This window comes from Pseudomonas sp. HUK17 (assembly GCF_001566765.1).
Genome location: NZ_LSMW01000014.1, coordinates 38,367 through 62,009, shown reverse-complemented (window position 1 = coordinate 62,009; position 23,643 = coordinate 38,367). Strand labels below are relative to the sequence as shown.

Sequence of the window (23,643 nt, the reverse complement as noted above, 5' to 3'; positions counted from 1 at the left end):
TGAATCAAGGTGACGGCATGCGGACTCTTCACGTCGAGCTCGGTGAGCGCAGCTACCCGATCTACATCGGCCAGGGCCTTCTGGATCGACCGGAATGCGTCCTGCCCCATCTCGCCGGGCGCAAGGTGGCGATCGTCACCAACGAAACCATCGCGCCGCTCTATCTGGAGCGTCTGCTGCGCACCCTGGGCGATCGCCCGGTCAGCTCGATCGTGCTGCCCGATGGCGAGGCGCACAAGAACTGGGAGACCCTGCAGCTGATCTTCGACGGCCTGCTGCAGGATCGCCATGATCGCAAGACCACCCTCATCGCCCTGGGCGGCGGGGTGATCGGTGACATGGGCGGTTTCGCCGCGGCCTGCTATCAGCGCGGAGTGGACTTCATCCAGGTGCCGACCACGCTGCTGTCCCAGGTGGATTCCTCGGTGGGCGGCAAGACCGGCATCAACCATCCGCTGGGCAAGAACATGATCGGCGCCTTCTACCAGCCCAAGGCCGTGGTCATCGATACCGACAGCCTGGCGACCCTGCCGGCGCGCGAACTCTCGGCGGGTCTGGCCGAGGTCATCAAGTACGGCCTGATCTGTGACGAGCCCTTCCTCGGCTGGCTCGAAGAGCATGTCGAGGCGCTGCTGGCACTGGATCAAAGCGCGCTCACCGAAGCCATCGAGCGCTCCTGTGCGGCCAAGGCCCAGGTGGTGGGCAGCGACGAGCGCGAGTCGGGTCTGCGGGCGATCCTCAACCTCGGCCATACCTTCGGTCACGCCATCGAGACCCACCAGGGCTATGGCGTCTGGCTGCACGGCGAGGCGGTTGCCGCCGGCATGGTCATGGCGCTGCAGATGTCCCTGCTGCTGGGCTGGCTCAGTGCCGCGCAGCGCGACCGCGCCATTCGCCTGCTGGTTAAGGCCAAGCTGCCCGTGGTACCGCCGGTGGACATGCAGCCGGCCGATTTCGAACGCCTCATGGCGGTGGACAAGAAGGTCCTGGATGGACAACTCCGGCTGGTACTGCTCAGTGACCTGGGCCAGGCCGTGGTGACCGCCGACTTCGCCCGCGACATTCTCGAGCAGACGCTGCGTACCGATTACCAAGCGCTGACCGCCCAGTAAGGAGAACAAGAGAGTCCCATGTCCAATCTGCACGCCGACGAAGCCTTCCTCGGTCACTATCAGTTCACTCACGACCCGTTCGCCGCCCGCGTTCCCGGTTTCAAATTCTTTCCGGCCCAGCGCAAGCCGGTGCTGGGCCAGTTGCATCACCTGGCCCGCTACAGCCAGCTGCTGCTGGTGGTCAGTGGTCCCGAGGGCAGTGGCAAGACGCTGCTGCGCCAGGCGCTGGCGGCCAGTACCAAGAAGGAGGCCGTGCACTGCGTGGTGATTTCCGCGCAGAACGGCGGTGACGCCCGCACCGTGCTGGCCCAGGTCGCCAAGGGCGTGGGCGCCGACAGCCAGACGCCGGCGGCCATTCTCGCGCAGGCGGCGGAAGTGCGCCTGGCGGGGCAGGAGGTCTACATCCTGGTGGATGACGCCGAGGCCCTGGCCACTCCCGCGCTGGAAGCCCTGCTGGAACTGGCCGGGGGCAGCGAAAAGGAGCGCCTGCACGTCTTCCTGTTCGGCGAAGCGGAAGTGGTGATGCGCCTGGAGGACATCGCCCAGGGCGAAGAGCGCTATCACGCCATCGAGTTGCTGCCCTACAGCGAGAGCGAGGCCGAGGAGTACCTGGCCCAGCGCCTGGAAGGTGCCGGCCAGGGCCTGGAGATCTTTACCGACGAGCAGCTCGCGACTATCCACGAGCGCTCCGGCGGCTGGCCCGGTCGGCTCAACGAAGAAGCCCGGGATGTGCTGGTGGCCGGCATGAGCGCCCGGCGCAAGAAGGCCGCGGCACCGGCGAAAGGCTCGCGCAATCTGCTGGCGGCCCTGCCGCGCAAGCACCTGGTCATTCTCGGGGTGGTGGTGCTGGCGGTGGGTGCCGCGGCGCTGTCGCTCAAGGGCGGCAAGAGCGAGGCCCCGGCCACCGGCACGGCCGGACAGGACCTGCCCATGGGTGGCCAGAACACCGCCTCTGCCGGTAAGGACGCCCAGGGGGCGCCCATCCAGTTCGACGGCTCTTCCAAACCGCTGCCCCTGCCGCTGGTGGGCGAGTCGCAGCCGGTCATCCGTGAACCCCTCGCGGAAGCGGCGGGCGGTCGGCAGGCGGGTACCGCCGCGGGTAACGACATGGGTGCGGGCGGCGTGCCGCCGACCGTGACCACCGATGCCCCACCCATCAGTGACGAGGACGAACTGCCCAGCCGCACGCCGGCGCGTACTCCGGCGGCCAGCGCTCCGGCAGTGGCGGCTCCGGCGCCCCGTCACACTGCACCTGCGCCTACCCCTGCACCGGCACCGACCAAGCCGGCTCCGGCTGCAGCGCCCGCTCATGCTGGCAGCGCAGCGGCGGGTTGGTACGGTAGTCAGGCGGGCAGCAAGTACGCTCTGCAGGTGGTGGGTACCAGCACCGAGAAGGCGGCGCAGGACTTCATCGCCGCCCAGGCCGACAGTAGCAACTTCCGCTATTTCAAGAAGAGCTACCAGGGCAAGGCGCTCTATGTGGTGACCTACGGCAACTTCGCCAATCGGGCAGCGGCCGAAGCGGCCGTCAAGCAGTTGCCAGCCAAGGTGCAGGCCAGCAAACCCTGGCCGCGGACCTTCGCCAGCATCCAGCAGGACATCGCCACCAGTCGCTGATTCTTGCCTGCTACGCAAAGAAAGCCCCTGTGCTATCACGAGAGTGATGCCAGGGCTTTCTTTTTTGCGTCATCGAATTTTCATCAGGTGTCATCAGTGTTTGTCGTAAGCGATTTTTTCGCTACACTGGTCAGCCTTTGACTGTCCGAAAAAAGTTCAAATAAGCGGACCGTTTTGTGATGCCTTCGCAATAACCTGATTGCCGGTGAGAGCGCTATGAAAGCAGGCCTGTTCAATCCCGATAGCTTCAAGGACAACTGCGGCTTCGGCCTGATCGCCCATATGCAGGGCGAGCCCAGCCATGACCTGCTGGAAACGGCCATCGAAGCCCTGACCTGCATGACCCACCGGGGCGGTATCAACGCAGACGGCAAGACCGGTGACGGTTGCGGTCTGCTCATGCAGAAGCCGGACGCCTTCCTGCGCGCCATCGCCCAGGAGCAGTTCGGCGCCGAGTTGCCCGAGCAGTACGCCGCGGGCGTGGTGTTCTTCAACCAGGACGAGGCCCGCGCCGAACAGGCCCGCGCCAACATGAACCTGGAGATCGAGGCCGCTGGTCTGACCCTGGTCGGCTGGCGCAAGGTGCCCATCGACACCTCGGTACTGGGCGAGCTGGCCCTGGCGCGACTGCCCCGCATCGAGCAGGTGTTCGTCGCCGGTCCGGGTCTCGACGACCAGCAGTTCGGGGTCAAGCTGTTCTCCGCCCGCCGCCGCTCCTCGGTGCGCAACGCCGAAGACGCCGAGCACTACATCTGCAGCCTGTCGTCCCGCGTCATCGTCTACAAGGGCCTGATGATGCCGGCGGATCTCGCCGCCTTCTATCCGGACCTCGGCGATCCGCGCCTGGCTACCGCCATCTGCGTGTTCCACCAGCGCTTCTCCACCAACACCCTGCCGAAGTGGCCGCTGGCGCAGCCCTTCCGCTATCTCGCCCACAACGGCGAGATCAACACCATCACCGGCAACCGCAACTGGGCCCAGGCGCGGCGGACCAAGTTCGTCAACGAACTGATTCCGGATCTCGACCAGCTCGGTCCGCTGGTCAACCGCGTCGGTTCCGACTCCTCCAGCATGGACAACATGCTGGAGCTGCTGGTGACCGGCGGCATGGACCTGTTCCGCGCCGTGCGCATGATCATTCCGCCGGCCTGGCAGAACGTCGAGACCATGGACGCCGATCTGCGCGCCTTCTATGAATTCAACTCCATGCACATGGAGCCCTGGGACGGTCCGGCCGGCGTGGTGCTGACCGAAGGCCGCTACGCGGTCTGCCTGCTCGACCGCAACGGCCTGCGCCCGGCGCGCTGGGTGACCACCAAGAACGGCTACATCACCCTGGCTTCGGAAGTAGGCGTCTGGAACTACCAGCCCGACGACGTCATTGCCAAGGGCCGGGTCGGCCCGGGCCAGATCCTGGCCGTGGACACCGAGACCGGCGAGGTGCTGCAGACCGACGACATCGACAATCGTCTCAAGGCGCGCCATCCCTACAAGCAGTGGCTGCGCAAGAACGCCATGCGCATCCAGGCGACCCTTGACGACCATGATCACGGTTCGGCCTTCTACGACCAGGATCAGCTGCGCCAGTACATGAAGATGTTCCAGGTCACCTTCGAGGAGCGTGACCAAGTGCTGCGTCCGCTGGGCGAGCAGGGCCAGGAAGCCGTGGGCTCCATGGGCGACGACACGCCCATGGCGGTGCTGTCGCGGCGCATCCGTTCGCCCTACGACTACTTCCGCCAGCAATTCGCCCAGGTCACCAATCCGCCGATCGACCCGCTGCGCGAGTCCATCGTTATGTCCCTGGAGACCTGCCTGGGTGCCGAGCGCAACGTCTTCGAGGAAACCGCCGAGCACGCCGATCGCGCCATCCTGAGCAGCCCAGTGATCTCGCCGGCCAAGTGGCGGACCATCCTCAACATGCCCAAGCCCGGCTTCGAGCATGTCACGATCGACCTCAATTACCCCGAGTCCATGGGGCTCGAGGCGGCGCTGCGCAACATCGTCGAGCAGGCCGAGGAAGCGGTGCGCGCCGGCAAGGTGCTGTTGGTGCTGACCGACCGCCACATCGAACCGGGCAAGCTGCCGGTGCATGCGGTGCTGGCCACCGGCGCCGTGCATCACCACCTGGTTAACCTGGGGCTGCGTACCAGCAGCAACATCCTGGTGGAGACCGCCACAGCCCGTGATCCGCACCACTTCGCCGTGCTGCTGGGCTTTGGCGCCACTGCGGTCTATCCGTTCCTGGCCTATGAGGTGCTGGGCGATCTGATCCGCACCGGCGAGGTGCTGGGCGACCTCTACGAGGTATTCAAGTACTACCGCAAGGGCATTACCAAGGGCCTGCTCAAGGTGATCTCCAAGATGGGCATCTCCACCGTCGCCTCCTATCGCGGCGCCCAGCTGTTCGAGGCCGTGGGCCTGGCAGACGAGGTCACCGATCTGTGCTTCCCCGGCGTCACCAGCCGCATCAAGGGCGCGCGCTTCGTCGACCTGGAAGCCGAGCAGAAGCTGCTGGCCGGCGAAGCCTGGAACAACCGCAAGCCGATCCAGCCGGGTGGCCTGCTCAAGTTCGTCTATGGCGGCGAATACCATGCCTACAACCCGGACGTGGTCAATCTGCTGCAGGCCGCCGTGCAGCAGGGCGACTACGCCAAGTTCCGCGAATACACCGCGCTGGTGGACCAGCGCCCGGTGGCGATGATCCGCGACCTGCTCAAGGTCAAGACCAGCGACCAGCCCCTGGCGCTGGAAGAGGTCGAGCCGCTGGCCAACATCTTCACCCGCTTCGATGCTGCCGGGATCTCCCTGGGCGCCCTGTCGCCGGAAGCCCACGAGGCCCTGGCCGAGGCCATGAACCGCCTGGGCGGCCGCTCCAACTCCGGTGAGGGCGGTGAGGATCCGGCGCGCTACGGCACCATCAAGAGCTCCAAGATCAAGCAGGTGGCCACCGGCCGCTTCGGCGTCACTCCCGAGTACCTGGTCAATGCCGAGGTCTTGCAGATCAAGGTGGCCCAGGGCGCCAAGCCGGGCGAGGGCGGTCAGCTGCCCGGCGGCAAGGTCAACGGCCTGATCGCCAAGCTGCGCTATGCGGTACCCGGCGTGACCCTGATCTCGCCGCCGCCGCACCACGACATCTATTCCATCGAAGACCTGTCGCAGCTGATCTTCGACCTCAAGCAGGTCAATCCCAAGGCGCTGGTATCGGTCAAGCTGGTGTCCGAGCCTGGCGTAGGCACCGTGGCCGCCGGTGTGGCCAAGGCCTATGCCGACCTCATCACCATCTCCGGCTACGACGGCGGTACCGGTGCTTCGCCGGTGACCTCCATCAAGTACGCCGGCTCGCCCTGGGAACTAGGCCTGGCCGAGGCGCACCAGACCCTGCGCGGTAACGATCTGCGCGGCAAGGTCCGGGTGCAGACCGACGGCGGCCTGAAGACCGGCCTGGACGTGATCAAGGCGGCCATCCTCGGCGCCGAGAGCTTTGGCTTCGGCACCGCGCCGATGATCGCCCTGGGCTGCAAATACCTGCGCATCTGCCACCTGAACAACTGCGCCACTGGCGTCGCCACCCAGAACGACCGGCTGCGCAAGGAACACTTCATCGGCACGGTGGAGATGGTGATGAATTTCTTCACCTTCATCGCCGAGGAAACCCGTGAGTGGCTGGCCAGGCTGGGCGTACGCAGCCTGGGTGAGCTGATCGGCCGTACCGATCTGCTGGAAATCCTGCCGGGCGAGACCGCCAAGCAGCAGCACCTGGACCTCACCCCGCTGCTGGGGAGCGATCACATTCCGGCCGAGAAGCCGCAATACTGCCAGGTGGAAAAGAACCCGCCGTTCGACCAGGGCCTGCTGGCCGAAGAAATGGTGCGCCTGTCGCTGCCCGGGATCGAAAAGCTCGAAGGCGGTGACTTCAGCCTCAGTATCGGCAACTGCGACCGCTCCATCGGTGCCCGTGTCTCCGGCGAAATCGCCCGGCGTCACGGCAACCAGGGCATGGTCAAGGCGCCGCTGACCTTCCGCTTTAAGGGCACCGCTGGCCAGAGCTTCGGCGTCTGGAACGCCGGCGGCCTGCACCTGTATCTGGAAGGCGATGCCAACGACTACGTGGGCAAGGGCATGACCGGCGGCAAGCTGGTCATCACCCCGCCCCAGGGCGCGGGCTTCAAGAGCCAGGAATCGGCCATCATCGGCAATACCTGCCTCTATGGCGCCACCGGTGGCAAGCTGTTCGCCGCTGGCACCGCCGGTGAACGCTTCGGGGTGCGTAACTCCGGGGCCCACACCGTGGTGGAAGGCACCGGCGACCACTGCTGCGAGTACATGACCGGCGGCTTCGTCTGCGTCCTGGGCAAGACCGGCTACAACTTCGGCTCGGGCATGACCGGCGGCTTCGCCTATGTGCTGGACCTGGACAACGGCTTCTATGACCGGGTCAACCACGAACTGGTGGAAATCCAGCGCATCAACAGCGAGGCCATGGAGGCCTACCGTAGCCACCTGGAAGGGGTGCTGGCCGAATACGTGCGCGAGACCGGCAGCGCCTGGGGCAGCCATCTCCATGAGAACCTGGACGACTACCTGCGCAAGTTCTGGCTGGTGAAGCCCAAGGCCGCAAGCCTGGCGTCGCTGTTGGTCAGCACCCGCGCCCGTCCGGAATAACGACTTCGATGCCGGCGCCTCAAGGCGCCGGTTTCACCGTGATAGCTCGTGGCGCCCATCTGAAGGGGCGTCGCTTCAAGAGGTTTGGAAATGGCTGAACGTCTGAACAACGACTTCCAGTTCATCGAGGTCGGTCGCAAGGATCCAAAGAAGAAGCTGCTGCGCCAGCGCAAGAAGGAATTCGTCGAGATCCACGATCCCTTTAAGCCGCAGCAGGCCGCCGAGCAGGCGCACCGCTGCCTGGGTTGCGGCAACCCCTATTGCGAATGGAAGTGCCCGGTGCACAACTTCATTCCCAACTGGCTCAAGCTGGTGTCCGAAGGCAACATCCTGGCGGCGGCGGAACTGTCGCACCAGACCAACACCCTGCCCGAGGTCTGTGGTCGCGTCTGCCCGCAGGATCGGCTCTGCGAGGGTGCCTGCACCCTCAACGACGGCTTTGGCGCGGTGACCATCGGCTCGGTGGAAAAGTACATCACCGACACCGCCTTCGCCATGGGCTGGCGCCCGGACATGTCCAAGGTAAAGCCCACCGGCAAGCGGGTCGCCGTGATCGGTGCCGGTCCGGCCGGCCTGGGTTGCGCCGACATCCTGGTACGCAATGGCGTGACCCCGGTGGTGTTCGACAAGCATCCCGAGATCGGTGGCCTGCTGACCTTCGGCATCCCCGAATTCAAGCTGGAAAAGACCGTGCTCAGTCGCCGTCGCGAGGTCTTCGGCGGCATGGGCGTGGAATTCCGTCTGAATACCGAGGTGGGCAAGGACGTGACCATGGATCAGCTGCTCGAGGAATTCGATGCGGTCTTCCTGGGCATGGGTACCTACACTTACATGAAGGGCGGCTTCCCTGGCGAAGACCTGTCAGGCGTTCACGACGCCCTGGATTTCCTGGTGGCCAACGTCAACCGCAACCTGGGCTTTGAAAAGGATGCGGCCGACTTCGTCGACATGAAGGGCAAGCGCGTGGTGGTCCTGGGCGGTGGTGACACCGCCATGGACTGCAACCGCACCTCCATCCGCCAGGGTGCCAAGAGCGTGACTTGCGCCTACCGCCGCGACGCCGCCAACATGCCGGGCTCGCGCAAGGAAGTGAAGAACGCCAAGGAAGAGGGCGTGAAGTTCCTCTTCAACCGCCAGCCCATCGCCATCATCGGTGAAGACAAGGTGGAAGGCGTCAAGGTGGTGGAAACCCGTCTGGGCGAACCCGATGCCCGTGGCCGCCGCAGCCCCGAGCCGATCCCCGGTTCCGAGGAGATCCTGCCGGCCGATGCGGTGGTCATCGCCTTCGGTTTCCGCCCAAGTCCGGCGCCCTGGTTCGAGCAATTCGGCATCGACATCGACAGCCAGGGCCGGGTCGTCGCGCCGGGGCTGCACGAGTTCAAGCACCAGACCAGCAACCCGAAGATCTTTGCCGGTGGCGACATGGTGCGCGGCTCCGACCTGGTGGTGACCGCCATCTTCGAGGGTCGCAACGCCGCCGAGGGCATCCTCGACTACCTGGGCGTCTGAGGCCAGGCCGCTGGACAAGAGCCGACCGGTGCAAGCCGGTCGGCTTTTTTTTGGGGTGGGATCCTGCCGGCACGGGGCTTCGTGCAGTATCCGCCAAGCAATCGCGGCCATGGGCCGCTCCTACGAAAAGCGTCACTCTGTAGGAGCGGTCGCTACGGCGCACCGGCATGGCCACGATTAGCCCGCCGAGCCGTAGGATTGAAAACCGCACAGCGTTTTTCATCTGGATGACCGTCCGGCGATAGGCGAGGCTGCACCGTCACCCTACGGAGCACCCCATCACCCCGATAGACAAAAGGCACGCCCCCCTGCCGTGCCTTTTGCCAGCCGCTTTGCGACAATGCCGGCACTTTTGCTGCCGGATGTCGCCATGACTGCCCTGAAGAACGACCGTTTCCTGCGTGCCCTGCTCAAGCAGCCGGTGGACGTCACCCCGGTGTGGATGATGCGCCAGGCCGGGCGCTATCTGCCCGAGTACCGCGCCAGCCGGGCCCGCGCCGGTGACTTCATGAGTCTGTGCAAGAACCCGCAATTCGCCTGCGAGGTGACCTTGCAGCCGCTGGAGCGCTATCCCCTGGATGCGGCCATCCTCTTCTCCGACATCCTCACCATCCCCGATGCCATGGGCCAGGGCCTCTATTTCGAGACTGGCGAGGGTCCGCGCTTTCGCAAGGTGATCGATACCCCGGCCGACATCGAGGCGCTGCCGATCCCCGATGCCGAATCCGACCTGGGCTACGTGATGGACGCCGTGCGCACCATCCGCACGGCGCTGGACGGCCGGGTACCCCTGATCGGCTTTTCCGGCAGCCCCTGGACCCTGGCTACCTACATGATCGAAGGCGGCTCCAGCAAGGACTTCCGCAAGGCCAAGGCCATGCTCTACGACACCCCCGAGGCCCTGCACCTGCTGCTGGACAAGCTGGCCCAGGCGGTCACCGCCTACCTCAACGGCCAGATTCGCGCCGGTGCCCAGGCGGTGCAGATCTTCGATACCTGGGGCGGCAACCTATCCGCCGCGGCCTACCAGGAGTTCTCCCTGGCCTATATGCGCAAGATCGTCGCCGGGCTGATCCGCGAGCATGAAGGACGACAGGTACCGGTGATCCTCTTCACCAAGAACGGCGGTCTCTGGCTGGAAAGCCTGGCCGACAGCGGCGCCGAGGCCCTGGGCCTGGACTGGACCTGCGACATTGGCGAAGCCCGTCGGCGGGTCGGTAGCAAGGTTGCCCTGCAGGGCAACATGGACCCCAGCGTGCTCTACGCCAAGCCAGCGGCCATTCGCGCCGAGGTGGGGCGTATCCTGGAAAGCTATGGCCAGGGCAGCGGCCACGTCTTCAACCTGGGTCACGGCATCACCCCCGAGGTGGATCCGGCCCATGCCGGCGCCTTCATCGAAGCCGTCCACGAGTTGTCGGGGCGCTACCACCAGGGCTGACTGTGCCGGGATCGGCATGACCGGTCCCAAGTCGAGCGAGCGGGCCGTGGCCGGTTGCGGCATAGTCGGGGTTTTCCCGATGGAGCGCCGCCATGGCCCAGATGACCCCGGAAGAGCTGCAGCACCTGGCCGAAGAGGTGCTCGCGGCCCAGGGTTTCAGTCAACCGCAGAGTACAGCCATCGCCGCCATGATTGTGGCCGGCCAGCGTGATGACTGTGCCTCCCACGGCATCTATCGGCTGCTGGGCATCGTCAAGACGCTCAAGGCCGGCAAGGTGGTGCCGGATGCCGAGCCCCGCATCGAGGACGTGGCGCCGGCCATCGTCCGGGTCGATGCCGGGGGTGGCTTCTCGCCGCTGGCCTTCCACGCCGGTCTGCCGCTGCTGGAAGCCAAGGCGAGCGCCTGTGGCCTGGCGGCCCTGGCGATCAACAACTGCGTGCACTTCTCGGCGCTCTGGGTGGAGATGGAAGCCCTCACCGCCAGGGGCCTGGTGGCCCTGGCCTGCAATCCGACCCAGGCCTATGTCGCCCCGGCCGGCGGTCGTCGCCCGCTGTTCGGTACCAATCCCATCGCCTTTGGCTGGCCGCGGCCGGAAGGGCAACCCTTCGTCTTCGATTTCGCCACCAGCGCCGTGGCCCGCGGCGAAGTCGAATTGCACCGCCGTGCCGGCAAGGCCTTGCCCGAGGGCTGGGGAGTGGATGCCGAGGGTGCTCCCAGCAGCGATGCCCGCACCGTGCTGGAGGAGGGCGCCATGCTCACCTTTGGTGGTCACAAGGGCTCGGCGCTGTCGGCCATGATCGAATTGCTCGCCGGACCGCTGATCGGCGATCTCACCAGCCCGGAATCTTCCGCGGTCGACGCCGGGGCGGGCGGACTGCCTTATCACGGCGAACTCATCCTGGCCTTCGATCCCCAGCGTTTTCTCGGCGCAGCGGTAGGCGACTACCAGCAGCGCGCCGAGCAGTTGTTCGCCGGCATCGAGGCCCAGGGCGCCCGCCTGCCGTCGCAGCGCCGCTACCAGGCGCGGGCTCGCAATACCACCCGTGGCTGGGTGGAGGTGCCGGACGAACTCCTAGCAGACGTCCGGGCCCTGCTACCTGGCTGAGCCGGGACGCGATGCGCATCACCTGAAGGAGGCTGCGACAACGCGGCCTCTGAACCCCGTGCCAGACGCAGGGTCCACGACTGGCCCCCCCCTTAGTGCCAGCCCTGGGTCTTCATGTACGCCGACGACACCGATCGCCCCCATCACCGCGGCCTGTTGCTGCTGAGCATCACCCTGATGGTGCTGGTGTACTTTCTCGACAACCTGTCCATCGCCCTGGCCAACCGCTATGTCTATGGCGGCCTCGGCATCGACCCGCGCAGCTACAGCCTGGCGACCGCCTGCTACAGCGTCGCCGTCATCGTCACCAGCGCGCCGCACCAGTGGTTCGCCCAGCGCCTGGGCTATCGCAACCTGATCTTTACCGCCGTCGGCATCCATCTGGTCGGCCAGGTGTGCTGCCTGGTGGCCACGGATCTGCCGACCTTCATCGCCGGACGCGTCCTGATGGGCGCCGGCGCCGCCACCTTCTTTGCCGGGGCGCGGGTGCTGGTGCAGATGTATTTCTCCGGTCCGCAGCTGCCGACCGGGATCCGCGCCTTCGCCTCGGGCGTGCCCCTGGGGGGGGCGCTGGCGTCCTTCACCACCGCGGAATTGCTGGAAGGCCATCAGTGGCGTGCCATCTTCATGGTGCCGGCGCTGGCCTGCGCGCTGGTGGCCATTTGCATCTGGCTGTCGCTGCCGCGGCGTTCCCATCCGCTGGAGAATTCCGGGGCGCCGTCGCTGCTGTCCATGGTGCTGCTGGCGGGTGGCAGTCTGCTGTTGACCACCACCACCCAGCGGCTGGCCTTCGATTTCTTCAGCGATGGTCCGTGGCTGGCCCTGGAGCTGCTGCTGGGCACGGCCATCCTCGGGCTCTACGTCTATTACGAGCGCGGCCTGGCACGGCCGACCCTGGACTTCAAGCACGCCATCACCCCCGGCTTTCTCGCCGGCATGCTGTTCATGATGCTCAATTACTTCCTGCTCGGGGCCTACAACTTCATCATTCCCCAGTACGTGGTCAACGGTCTGCAGCTGCCGGTCTATACCGCCGGGGGCGTCATGGCGCTGGGCTGGCTGTGCGGCCTGGCACCCTTGCTGATGATCACCTCGGTGCGGCTGCGCGAGCGCTTTCCCTGGGGCGGCTTTCGCAAGTACCTGGTGGCGGGCTATCTGCTGCTGGCCGGCTACGGCTTCTGGATGGTGCACCAGCACGGCGACGTGCCCCTCTATCAGCAGCTGGTGCCGGGCCTGATGATGCATGGCACCTACCTGATCGGCACCTTCGCGGTGATCATCATGTACACCTTCATGCGCGTCGAGCCGGCCTATTTCAGCCAGGCCTACCAGATCAAGAACATGACCCAGCAACTGGTCATGCCCATGGGTATCGTGCTGTCCAACGTCTTCCTGCAGTGGCGCGACGCCTTCCATGCCACGGTGCTCAGCGCTGCGGTCAACCCCTATGCCCCGAACTACCAGGCCTACGGCGAACGCTATCGGCAGGCTACCGGCGCCGACAGCGCCCTGGCGCAGATCTCCAGTCTGGTCACCCGCCAGAGTCAGGTGCTGGGCTATCTCGACTATTTCTGGCTGGTCGGCTGGATCGGTCTGGCGCTGGCGGTCTACATGGCCGTACAGCGGCATTTCCGCTAGCGCACGACGATTGCCCGCCCTTAAGCCGACGTTCAGCTGGCGACCACCATAATGCGGGCCTTTGCAGGTCGCGGCGGTTGCTGGGAGCCTGCGCCGGTCGGCCGCGCCCCGGTCGGTCCGGAGCTTGCATTGCTGGGCTGTTGGGCTTTGTGGAACAATGCGGGCAACGATATTTTTCAAGGGTGGCAGCCGTGATCGACGCTGATGGTTTTCGCCCCAATGTCGGCATCATTCTCGCCAACGATGCTGGCCAAGTACTGTGGGCTCGCCGCATCAACCAGGATGCCTGGCAGTTTCCCCAGGGTGGGATCGATGACCGGGAAACGCCCGAAGAGGCGCTGTACCGGGAGCTCAACGAAGAGGTGGGGCTGAGCCCCGATGATGTCCGTATCCTGGCCTGTACGCGAGGCTGGTTGCGCTATCGTCTGCCGCAACGCATGGTGCGCACCCACAGCCGTCCGCTGTGCATCGGCCAGAAGCAGAAGTGGTTTCTGCTGCGGCTGACCGCGGAAGAGCAGCGGGTGCGGATGGATGTGACGGGCAAGCCGGAATTCGATGGCTGGCGCTGGGTAAGCTACTGGTACCCTCTGGGCCAGGTGGTGACCTTCAAGCGAGAGGTCTATCGGCGGGCGCTCAAGGAGTTGGCACCCCGCTTGCTGGCCTGATTGCCGGTACGGCCGGTGCGAAAGAGGTGAGGAGAAGCTGTGGTCATGCAGGATGAACGACACGTGATGCACGCCGGCGGACTCGCCGGGCGTCGGCTGCGGAGGCGCTAGATGCTTGCAGTTCTGCGCAAGATCGTCCAGGAGGTCAATGCCGCCAAGGATCTGGGGTCGGCACTGTCCATCATCGTGCAGCGCGTCCGCGCGGCCATGCAGTCGCAGGTCTGCTCCGTCTATCTGCTGGATCCGGACACCAACCGTTTCGTGCTGATGGCCACCGAAGGCCTGAACAAGAAGTCCATCGGCCGGGTCAGCATGGCCCCCAACGAGGGCCTGGTCGGTCTGGTCGGCACCCGCGAAGAGCCGCTCAATCTCGAAGACGCCGCCAGCCACCCGCGCTTTCGCTATTTCGCCGAGACCGGTGAGGAACGCTATGCGTCTTTCCTCGGTGCACCCATCATCCACCACCGTCGGGTCATGGGCGTGCTGGTGGTGCAGCAGAAGGAACGCCGTCAGTTCGACGAGGGCGAGGAAGCCTTCCTGGTCACCATGAGTGCCCAGCTCGCCGGGGTGATCGCCCATGCCGAGGCCACCGGGACCATCCGTGGTCTGGATCGGCAGGGCAGGGGCATCCAGGAAGCCCGCTTCGTCGGCATCCCCGGCGCGCCCGGGGTCGGCGTCGGCAAGGCGGTGGTGGTCCTGCCACCGGCCGACCTGGAAGTGGTCCCGGACAAGACCGTGACCGACATCGACGCCGAGCTGCAGTTGTTCCGCTCGGCGCTGGAAGGCGTGCGGGCGGACATGAAGGCGCTCTCCAAGCGGCTGTCCACCCAGTTGCGCAAGGAAGAGCAGGCGCTGTTCGACGTCTATCTGATGATGCTCGACGACGCCGCCCTCGGTAACGAGGTGACCACCATCATCAAGAGCGGCCAGTGGGCCCAGGGCGCCCTGCGCCAGGTGGTGATGGAGCACGTCCAGCGCTTCGAGCTGATGGACGACGCCTATCTGCGCGAACGTGCCGCCGATGTGCGTGACCTCGGGCGCCGGCTGCTGGCCTATCTGCAGCAGGCCCACCAGGCCTGCCTGATCTACCCGGAAAACACCATCCTGGTCAGCGAGGAGCTCTCGCCGGCCATGCTCGGCGAGGTGCCCGAGGGGCGCCTGGTCGGCCTGATCTCGGTGCTGGGTTCGGGCAACTCCCACGTCGCCATACTGGCGCGTGCCATGGGGGTGCCCACCGTCATGGGCGCGGTGGACCTGCCGTATTCCAAGGTGGACGGCATCGACCTCATCGTCGACGGCTACCACGGCGAGATCTTCACCAACCCCTCGCCGACGCTGATCAAGCAGTACGGCGACGTGGTGGAAGAGGAACGCCAGCTGACCCAGGGCCTCGACGCCCTGCGCAGCCTGCCCTGCGAGACCCTCGACGGCCACCGCATGCCGCTGTGGGTCAACACCGGCCTGATGGCCGACGTGGCCCGCGCCCAGCAGCGGGGCGCCGAAGGGGTCGGGCTGTATCGCACCGAAGTCCCCTTCATGGTCAACGAGCGCTTTCCCAGCGAGAAGGAGCAGCTCTCCATCTATCGCGAGCAGCTGGCGGCCTTCCATCCGGCGCCGGTGACCATGCGCACCCTGGACGTTGGCGGCGACAAGGCGCTGTCCTATTTCCCGATCAAGGAAGACAACCCCTTCCTGGGCTGGCGCGGCATCCGTGTCACCCTGGATCATCCGGAAATCTTCCTGGTGCAGACCCGTGCCATGCTCAAGGCCAGCGAAGGCCTGAACAACCTGCGCATCATGCTGCCGATGATCTCCGGCGTGCACGAGGTGGAGGAATCCCAGCATCTGTTGCATCGTGCCTGGTGCGAGGTGCGTGACGAAGGTGTCGACATTCCCATGCCGCCGGTGGGCGTCATGGTCGAGGTACCCTCGGCGGTCTACCAGGCCCGTGATCTGGCGCGCCAGGTGGACTTCATCTCGGTAGGCTCCAACGACCTGACCCAGTACCTGCTGGCGGTGGATCGCAACAATCCGCGGGTGGCCGATCTCTACGACTACTTCCACCCGGCGGTGCTGCAGGCGCTGCAACAGGTGGTCGATGGCGCCCATGCCGAAGGGGTGCCGGTCAGCATCTGCGGCGAGATGGCCGGCGATCCGGCGGCGGCGGTGCTGCTCATGGGTATGGGCTTCGATACCCTGTCGATGAACGCCACCAACCTGCCCAAGGTGAAATGGCTGCTGCGCCAGGTCACCCTGGAAAAGGCCCGGGAACTGGTGCAGCAGATGCGCCAGATCGACAACCCCCAGGTCATCCACAGCGCCCTGCATCTCGCCTTGCGCAACCTCGGACTGGGTCGGGTGATCAACCCGGCGGCCAGCGTCCAGAGCTGAGCGTGTCCGGCGGGAAGGCCGCTTCCCGCCGGGCAGGCAGCGGCGTACCATGCCGCCTCCTGCGCCCGAGGTGATGATGGATCTCTTGCTCTTCCTGGTGCTCGGCGTCTGCGCCGGGCTGCTGGCCGGTCTGTTCGGGGTCGGCGGCGGCCTGATCATCGTGCCGGTGCTGGTCTACAGCTTTACCGCTCAGGGCCTCGATCCGGATATCCTCACCCACCTGGCGGTGGGTACCTCGCTGGCCACCATCGTCTTCACCTCGCTCAATTCCGTCTGGGCCCATCACCGGCTTGGCGCCGTGCGCTGGCGCCTGTTCGCCTGGATGGCCCTGGGCATCGTCTTCGGCAGCGCCCTGGGTGCGCTGACCGCCGCCGCCATCCACGGCCCGCTGCTGCAGAAGATCATCGGCACCTTCGCCATCCTCATCGCCCTCCAGTTGGCGCTGGACCTGCGCCCCAAGGCCCAGGCCGGTGAGCCGGGCAAGCCGGCGCTGACGGTGGCCGGGGTGGTGATCGGCTGGGCCTCGGCCATCTTCGGCATCGGCGGCGGCTCGCTTACCGTCCCCTTCCTGATCTGGCGCAGCCTGAGCATGCCGCAGGCGGTGGCCACCTCGGCGGCCTGCGGCCTGCCCATTGCCCTGTCCGGGGCGCTGTCCTTCATCCTGGTCGGCTGGCAGCAGCCGGGCCTGCCCGCCTGGAGCCTGGGCTATGTCTATCTGCCGGCCTTGCTGGGTATCGCCCTGACCAGCATGTTCTCGGCCCGTTTCGGTGCGCGACTGGCCCATCGCCTGTCGCCCCGGCTGCTCAAGCGCCTGTTCGCCCTGTTGCTGTTCGGCGTCGGTCTCAACTTCTTACTCTGATCCCCTTCAAGGAGGCACCATGCTGCCGTATCCGCAAATAGACCCGGTGGCCCTGTCGCTGGGGCCGCTGAAGATCCACTGGTACGGGCTCATGTACCTGGTGGGGATCGGTGGCGCCTGGTGGTTGGCCAAGCGTCGGCTCAATCGCTTCGATCCGCGTTGGACCAGCGAGACCCTGTCCGACCTGGTGTTCTGGGTGGCGCTGGGGGTCATCGCCGGGGGGCGGCTCGGCTACGTGCTGTTCTACAACCTGGCGGAGTACATCGCCAATCCGACGCTGATCTTCGAGGTCTGGAAGGGCGGCATGTCCTTCCATGGCGGGCTGCTCGGGGTGATCCTGGCGGTCTGGTGGTTCGGCAAGCGCCACAACAAGGGCTTCTTCGAGCTGATGGACTTCATCGCCCCGCTGGTGCCCATCGGCCTGGGTGCCGGCCGCATCGGCAACTTCATCAATGCCGAACTCTGGGGCAAGCCGACCGATGTGCCCTGGGCGATGATTTTCCCGCCCTACAGCGATCCGGCCCAGTTGCCGCGCCATCCCTCGCAGCTCTACCAGTTCGCCCTGGAAGGCGTGGCGCTGTTCGTGATCCTCTGGCTATATTCGCGCAAGCCGCGGCCGACCATGGCCGTGTCCGGCCTGTTCGTGCTCTGCTACGGCATCTTCCGCTTCATTGTCGAATTCGTGCGGGTGCCCGATGCCCAGCTCGGCTATCTGGCCTGGGGCTGGCTGACCATGGGGCAGGTGCTCTGCGTGCCCATGGTGCTCGGCGGTATCGCGCTCATGGTCTACGCCCATCGCCGCGCGCCGCAGCCGGTCGTCCGCGCCGAATGACGTCTGGGGACCGCCCGCATGACAAGTGCGGGCGGCCTGTTATAGTTCAGGGACCACCATCACAACCGCGCAAGGGATCAGCCGTATGAATCCGTTCCGTAGCCTGGCTGCCGTGCTGGCGCTGGCCCTGACGATGCAGGTCCTGCCGGCGCAGGCGCAACAGGCTCAGGGTGACGTCACCGAGTATCAGACCGCCGACCAGGCGTTCGGTGAAGCCCAGGCTCCCGCCGCCTTTTCCATGATCGGCGATCTCTTGATCGCGCGGCCGCTGCTGATCGCCGCCACCGTGATCGGCGCGGGCGTCTTCGTGGTCAGTCTGCCATTCACCGCCGCGGGCGGTAACATCGGCAAGGCCGGCAAGGCCCTGGTGGTCGAGCCAGGCAAGGCGGCCTTCGTGCGCTGCCTGGGTTGCACCCAGAGCGGCTACGGGCGTACCGAGTAAGGCCCTGGCGCTAGCCCTGGCCGCTGATCTTCAGGTATTTGTCGTGCAGCTGCTCCTTGGTCTCGACATGGTTTTCGTCGAGGGGGATACAGTCCACCGGGCAGACCTGCTGGCACTGGGGTTCGTCGTAGTGGCCCACGCACTCGGTGCACAGGTTCGGATCGATCACGTAGATCTCCGCGCCCTGAGAGATGGCGCCGTTCGGGCACTCGGGCTCGCACACGTCGCAGTTGATGCAATCGTCGGTAATGATGAGGGACATCGTCGGCTCCTCGCCACGCGAACGCGCAGCGATCCAAAAGTCAGGCGCGCATTTTGCCCCATCCGCGCGCCGGCTGCACCCGACAGTCCTTGGGGTTAATCAGCTGGCCGGGGCAAAACGCTCCAGCAGCGCCTGATGCACGGTGGGATGGACGAACTTGGTCACGTCGCCACCGAGCGCCGCGATCTCCCGCACCAGGGTGGAGGACAGGTAGGAATAGTGTTCCGACGGGGTCAGGAACATGCTTTCCGCCTGGGGCGCCAGCACCCGGTTCATGTTGGCCAGCTGGAATTCGAATTCGAAATCCGACACGGCGCGCAGGCCGCGCAGGATGATGGTCGCCTTCTGCTGTTCCACCAGGGTGGCCAGCAGGCAGCTGAAGCCGATCACCTCGACGTTGGGCAGGTGCGCGGTCACCGCCTTGGCCAGCTCGACCCGGCGTTCCAGCGGAAACAGCGGGTTCTTCTTGGGGCTGGCCGCCACCGCCACCACGACTTCGTCAAACAGCCGCGAGGCACGCTCCACCAGATCGCCATGGCCCTTGGTGATGGGGTCGAAGGTGCCGGGGTATAGCACTCGGTTCATGACGCTGTCCTGGGGGCGAAGCTGTTGGGGTTTGGATGGTAGCTCAGGGGCGGGGTGAGGCCAAGGCGACAGCCGCCAGGATCGCCGACCCGTGGGCGTTTATCGGCCGGATGGCGCTGCCCGTTGGCTGACCAGCCAGTCGGGGATGCGCCTTTCCAGATAGTAGTCCGGTTCGCGGAAGGAGCCGCCGACGAAACCCACGTGGCCGCCGTGGGGCAGGCGCTCGAACAGGGTGTCGGGCGCCAGTTCGGCGCGGGCGGGCAGGGCGTCGGTGCCGATGAAGGGATCGTCCTCGGCCTGGATCAGCAGGGTGGGGATGCGGATACCCCCCAGGTAATAGCGGCTGGAGGCCTGGCGATAATAGTCCCGGGCATCGCGAAAGCCATGCAAGGGCGCGGTGTATCTATCGTCGAAGTCCCAGAAGGTCTTGAGCCCCTCGGGCGGGCCCAGGCGGGCGAGGATCTCGTGCTGCTCGGGATGGCGCTCGCGATCAAACAGTGCCTGCTTGTCGCGCACATAGCGCGCCAGTTCGCGGATGAAGTGCCGCTGATAGATACGCGAGAAGCCGATGCCGATGCGATCGGCGCAGAGGTCCAGACGAAAGGGCACCGACACCGCCGCCGCGGCTTGTAGTCCGCTTTCCGCGCCGCGCTCACCGAGGTACTTGAGCAGCACATTGCCACCGAGGGAAAAGCCCACCGCATACAGCGGAGCCTCCGGACGACTGGCCTGCAGATGGCGCACCACCGCCGCCAGGTCTTCGCTGACGCCGGAGTGATAGCCACGCGGCAGGCGGTTGGGTTCGCCGGAGCAGCCGCGCCAGTTAAGGCCGACGCTGGCCCAGCCGCGGGCGGCCAGGGCGAATTGCAGGCCGAGCACATAGTGGGAGCCGGAGCTGCCGGTGAGCCCATGGGCGATCAGCACCAGCGGCGCCCGTGGGTCCTCGGCGTGGTACCAGTCCAGATCCAGGAAGTCGCCATCCTCCAGCCACAGCCGTTCGCGTGGTCGGGTGATGGGCGGCAGACGCCGCCACAACGAGCCCCAGAGGGTCTGCAGGTGCGGGCCGGGTAGCCAGCGTGCCGGTCGAAAGGGGGCGCTGTTCACGCCTGGCGGTGCCAGAGGGCGTAGTGGACGTTGCCGGTCTTCTTCTCGCGGTGCAGTTGCCAGGTCGCGGGCAGGCTCAGGCGCGAGGGCTGGGTCTCGCTCTCGGTGTAGATCCAGGCGTCCGCGGCGAGCCAGCCCTGGGCTTCCAGGGTCGCGCAGGCCGGCTCCAGCAGGTCCTGGCCAAAGGGCGGATCGAGAAACACCAGGTCGAAGGGCGTCGCCGCCGGCTTGGCCAGGGCCTGCAGGGCATCGGTCTGGCGTACCTCGACCTGGGCGCAGCCGAGGACCTGCAGATGACCGCGCAGGGCATTGGCGGCCTGGGCATTGAGGTCGAAGGCCAGCGCCGGGCCGGCGCCGCGGGACAGGGCTTCCAGCAGTAGGGCGCCACTGCCGGCGAAGGGATCCAGCACCCGCGCGCCCGGGGTGACGGCGGCCAGCCAGTTGAACAGGGTCTCGCGGACGCGATCCGGGGTGGGTCTCAGGCCCAGGGCATCGGGAAAGACGAAGCGCCGGCTGCGCCAGTCGCCACCGATGATGCGCAGTTGGTTGGCGGTCTTCTGGGCCATGCTAGTGCTCCGGAACGCCGCTGGGCGGCAGGTTGGGAAGAGGGCGGGGTGGCGGCAGCGGCTGCTGGGCGACCCGTGGGCCGGCGCTGACCACGACGAAGTTGGCCGGATCCAGGTGGCGCTGTAGGGCGGCATGCACCTGCTCCACCGTCAGCCGGCGGACCTGCTGGAGGAAGTCATCGAGGTAGCTGCTGGGCAGGTCATAGAAGCCGATGTTGCCCAGTTGGGCGACGATGGCGCCGTTGCTGGCGTTGGCCAGTGGGAAGCTGCCTTCGATCTGCCGCTTGGCGCGGTCCAGTTCGGCCTGGGTAGGGCCCTGGGCCAGGTAGTCGCGCAGCAGATCACGGACCAAGGCCAGGGTGGCATCGCCCAGTTCGGCGCGGGTCTGCAGGCCGAGGGTGAAGGGGCCAGGCTGACGCATGGGGGTGAAGCCCGAGCTGACGCCGTAGGTGAGACCGCGGCGTTCGCGCAATTCGGTCATCAGGCGACTGCCGAAACCGCCACCGCCAAGGATCTGGTTGCCGACGAAGAGGGCGGCATAGTCGGGATCGCGGCGGGTGATGCCGAGTTGGCCGAGCAGCAGGCGCGTCTGCTGCGCCGGGATCTCCAGCTGCACCCGGGCCGGTGCGGCAGGCGCTGGCACCGGCAGTGGCGGCAGGGCCGGGCCGCGGGGCAGGGCGCGCGACAGCTGGGCGGCGATCTGCTCGGCGCGGGCGCGATCCAGGTCGCCGGTGAGGGCGATCACGGCATTGCCGGCGGCATAGGCACGGGCATGGAAGGCCGTAAGGCTGGCCGCGTCGAGGCGTGCCAGTCCGGCTGCCGTGCCCCGTGGCGAATGGGCATAGGGATGGCTGCCATAGAGACGTTCCTGCAGGGCTTCGCCGGCCAGGCTGGCCGGCTCGCGACGGCTGGCGGCGATCAGCGTCAGCAACTGGTCGCGGATGCGTTGGATGGCCTCGGCGGGAAAGGTCGGGCGACCGACCACGTCGGCCAGCAGTGCCAGGGCCGGTTCGCTGTGGGCCGGATCGGCGAGGGTGCGCAGCCCGGCCACCGCCTGGTCACGGTAGGCGCCGTTGCTGAAATCGGCGCCCAGGCGCTCGAAGCCGTCGGCGATGGCGCCGGCATCGCGTCCCGGGGTGCCTTCGTTGAGCAGGCCGTTGGTCAGCATGGCCAGGCCCGGCGTGGCGCCGTCCTGGCTGCTGCCGGCGGCGAAGATCAGGCGCACGTCAAACATCGGCAATTCCGGCGCCGGCACGAACAGCACCTGGGCGCCCTCGGCGGTGCGCCAGCGCTGGATGTCCAGCTGGCGCCCCAGGGGCGGTACCTCCTTGAGGGTCTTGAGGCTGTCCACGGCGGGATAGGCGCGCGCCAGGTCGCCGACCGGGGTGGGGGACTGACAGCCCGCGAGCAGGCACAGCGCAAGGCACAGCAGACGCTTCATCGACGGGCCTCCGCGGTGGGTTCGGGGCGCAACTGGCCCAGGGTCAGGCGCTCGCGAGTGAAGTAGGTACGGGCCACGCGGCGCAGGTCGTCGGGAGTGACCTGGCCCAGCTCGTCGAGCAGCCGATCGCCCTGGCGCCAGCCGAGGCCGACGCTTTCCAACTGGCCGATGCTGCTGGCCTGAGCGGTGATGGAGTCGCGGCCATAGACCAATCCGGCCACCAGCAGGGCGCGGACCCGGGCCAGTTCCTCGGCGCTGGGCGGCTCGCGCTTGAGCAGCTCCAGTTGCGCCCAGAAGGCCGCTTCCAGCTGGTCGAGGGTCTTGCCACGCTGGGTATTGGGGGTGCCGCTGAGCAGGAAGAGGCTGTCGCCGCGGGTATAGGCGCCATAGGCGGCGCGCACGCTGCTGGCCACTTCCGCGCCGCGTTCGAGACGACTGGGCAGGCGTGCCCCCGAGCCGCCGCTGAGCAGGGCGGCCAGCAGTTGCAGCGCATAGGCATCGCGCGGCTGGGCGGCGGTGGCCAGGCTGGGCACGTTGAAGCCCATCAGCAGGCTGGGCAGTTCGCGGGCCTGCAGCGCCAGGCGCCGCTCGCCCGGCGCTGGCAATTCCAGCGGCCGCCGCGGCGCGTGCAGGTCGCTGCGGGGGATGCCGCCGAACCAGCGCTGCACCTCGGCGCGGATCGCCTGGGGTTCGACGTCGCCCACCACCACCAGGGTGGCGTTGTTGGGTGCGTACCAGGTCTGGTACCAGCGACGCAGGTCGTCCACGCCGAGGCGCTGCAGGTCCTGGGGCCAGCCGATGGTGGGGTTGCGATAGCCGCTGGCCGGGTAGGCCGCGGCCTTGAAGCGTTCGAAGGACAGCGCCTCGGGGCGGTCGTCGGTGCGCAGCCGGCGTTCCTCCTTGATCACCTCCAGCTCGCGGCTGACCTCGTCGGGCGCCAGGCGCAGGTGCTGCATGCGATCGGCTTCCAGCTCCAGGGCCACCGGCAGGCGATCGCGGGCGAGCAACTGGTAGTAGACGGTGTAGTCATCGGTGGTGAAGGCGTTTTCCTCGGCGCCCAGGTCGCGCAGCAGGTGCGAGGCCTCGCCGGCACCGAGCTTGCGGCTGCCCTTGAACATCAGGTGTTCCAGGGCGTGGGACAAGCCGGTCGCGCCGGGTGCCTCCAGGCTCGAACCCACGCGATACCAGAGTTGCACCACGGCGACCGGCGCCCGGTGATCTTCGCGGACTACCAGCTTGAGGCCGTTGTCGAGGGTGAATTCCTCGGTGTTCTGCCGGCTGGCGGTGGCCAGGGCGAGGGTGGGGAGCAGGCTGAGCAGGACGACCAGGGCGGTCCGACGGAAGCGGGAGGCGGGCATCGCGAGAGCAGGCCTTGTAGCGCGGTAGGGGACGAAGCGGCTGCGTCCTGGGG

General features: G+C 66.7%; 18 protein-coding genes. 12 read left to right on the top strand and 6 right to left on the bottom strand.

Annotated features, from left to right (window positions below; genetic code table 11):
• Positions 1–17: 17 nt before the first annotated feature.
• The 12 genes from aroB (at position 18) to AX284_RS09590 (ending at position 18,274) form a co-directional block, all read left to right on the top strand.
• Positions 18–1,112, top strand: coding sequence for a 3-dehydroquinate synthase (aroB, locus tag AX284_RS09645; protein ID WP_064309268.1), 1,095 nt, complete (start codon positions 18–20; stop codon positions 1,110–1,112).
• Positions 1,113–1,130: 18 nt separating this feature from the next.
• Complete coding sequence (locus AX284_RS09640) at positions 1,131–2,729, top strand: AAA family ATPase (protein WP_064309267.1); 1,599 nt, start codon at positions 1,131–1,133, stop codon at positions 2,727–2,729.
• Positions 2,730–2,945: 216 nt separating this feature from the next.
• Positions 2,946–7,394: a glutamate synthase large subunit gene (gltB, locus tag AX284_RS09635; RefSeq protein ID WP_068384931.1), complete on the top strand. Its 4,449-nt coding sequence runs from the start codon at positions 2,946–2,948 to the stop codon at positions 7,392–7,394.
• A gap of 90 nt (positions 7,395–7,484) precedes the next feature.
• Entirely contained in the window at positions 7,485–8,903 is a 1,419-nt protein-coding gene (locus tag AX284_RS09630; protein ID WP_017641018.1) for an FAD-dependent oxidoreductase, read from the top strand.
• A gap of 370 nt (positions 8,904–9,273) precedes the next feature.
• The gene (gene hemE / locus AX284_RS09625) at positions 9,274–10,341 is read left to right on the top strand and encodes a uroporphyrinogen decarboxylase (protein WP_068384928.1); all 1,068 of its coding nucleotides are present in this window, start codon (positions 9,274–9,276) and stop codon (positions 10,339–10,341) included.
• Between the two features lie 92 nt (positions 10,342–10,433).
• The gene (locus AX284_RS09620) at positions 10,434–11,447 is read left to right on the top strand and encodes an Ldh family oxidoreductase (protein WP_068384925.1); all 1,014 of its coding nucleotides are present in this window, start codon (positions 10,434–10,436) and stop codon (positions 11,445–11,447) included.
• A gap of 114 nt (positions 11,448–11,561) precedes the next feature.
• Positions 11,562–13,085, top strand: coding sequence for an MFS transporter (locus tag AX284_RS09615; RefSeq protein ID WP_068384922.1), 1,524 nt, complete (start codon positions 11,562–11,564; stop codon positions 13,083–13,085).
• Between the two features lie 191 nt (positions 13,086–13,276).
• A complete protein-coding gene (locus AX284_RS09610) occupies positions 13,277–13,750 on the top strand; it encodes an RNA pyrophosphohydrolase (protein ID WP_007161635.1) in 474 nt (157 codons plus the stop codon).
• 111 nt (positions 13,751–13,861) lie between these two features.
• Positions 13,862–16,141 (top strand): phosphoenolpyruvate--protein phosphotransferase, encoded by a 2,280-nt coding sequence (gene ptsP, locus AX284_RS09605; protein WP_017641013.1) that lies wholly within the window; start codon positions 13,862–13,864, stop codon positions 16,139–16,141.
• A gap of 76 nt (positions 16,142–16,217) precedes the next feature.
• On the top strand, positions 16,218–17,000 hold the full coding sequence (locus AX284_RS09600) for a sulfite exporter TauE/SafE family protein (RefSeq protein ID WP_017641012.1): 783 nt from the start codon (positions 16,218–16,220) through the stop codon (positions 16,998–17,000).
• A gap of 19 nt (positions 17,001–17,019) precedes the next feature.
• Entirely contained in the window at positions 17,020–17,832 is an 813-nt protein-coding gene (gene lgt / locus AX284_RS09595) for a prolipoprotein diacylglyceryl transferase (protein ID WP_017641011.1), read from the top strand.
• Between the two features lie 85 nt (positions 17,833–17,917).
• Positions 17,918–18,274 carry a hypothetical protein gene (locus AX284_RS09590; RefSeq protein WP_017641010.1) on the top strand — a complete coding sequence of 119 codons (357 nt, stop codon included), beginning with the start codon at positions 17,918–17,920 and terminating at the stop codon, positions 18,272–18,274.
• Between the two features lie 10 nt (positions 18,275–18,284).
• Here the strand turns inward: AX284_RS09590 and AX284_RS09585 are convergent, their stop codons facing one another.
• The 6 genes from AX284_RS09585 to AX284_RS09560 form a co-directional block, all read right to left on the bottom strand.
• The gene (locus tag AX284_RS09585; RefSeq protein ID WP_017641009.1) at positions 18,285–18,536 is read right to left on the bottom strand and encodes a YfhL family 4Fe-4S dicluster ferredoxin; all 252 of its coding nucleotides are present in this window, start codon (positions 18,534–18,536) and stop codon (positions 18,285–18,287) included.
• A gap of 99 nt (positions 18,537–18,635) precedes the next feature.
• Positions 18,636–19,121, bottom strand: coding sequence for a pantetheine-phosphate adenylyltransferase (gene coaD, locus AX284_RS09580; RefSeq protein WP_007161641.1), 486 nt, complete (start codon positions 19,119–19,121; stop codon positions 18,636–18,638).
• Between the two features lie 99 nt (positions 19,122–19,220).
• Positions 19,221–20,225, bottom strand: a complete 1,005-nt coding sequence (locus tag AX284_RS09575; RefSeq protein ID WP_068384918.1) for a hydrolase — start codon at positions 20,223–20,225, stop codon at positions 19,221–19,223.
• Positions 20,222–20,791, bottom strand: coding sequence for a 16S rRNA (guanine(966)-N(2))-methyltransferase RsmD (gene rsmD / locus AX284_RS09570; protein WP_068384915.1), 570 nt, complete (start codon positions 20,789–20,791; stop codon positions 20,222–20,224). Before rsmD ends, AX284_RS09575 begins: the two co-directional genes overlap by 4 nt.
• 1 nt (position 20,792) lies before the next feature.
• Positions 20,793–22,232, bottom strand: a complete 1,440-nt coding sequence (locus tag AX284_RS09565) for a M16 family metallopeptidase (protein ID WP_068384913.1) — start codon at positions 22,230–22,232, stop codon at positions 20,793–20,795.
• Entirely contained in the window at positions 22,229–23,590 is a 1,362-nt protein-coding gene (locus tag AX284_RS09560) for a M16 family metallopeptidase (protein ID WP_068384910.1), read from the bottom strand. The genes AX284_RS09565 and AX284_RS09560 overlap by 4 nt, the downstream gene beginning before the upstream one ends.
• Positions 23,591–23,643 lie beyond the last annotated feature (53 nt).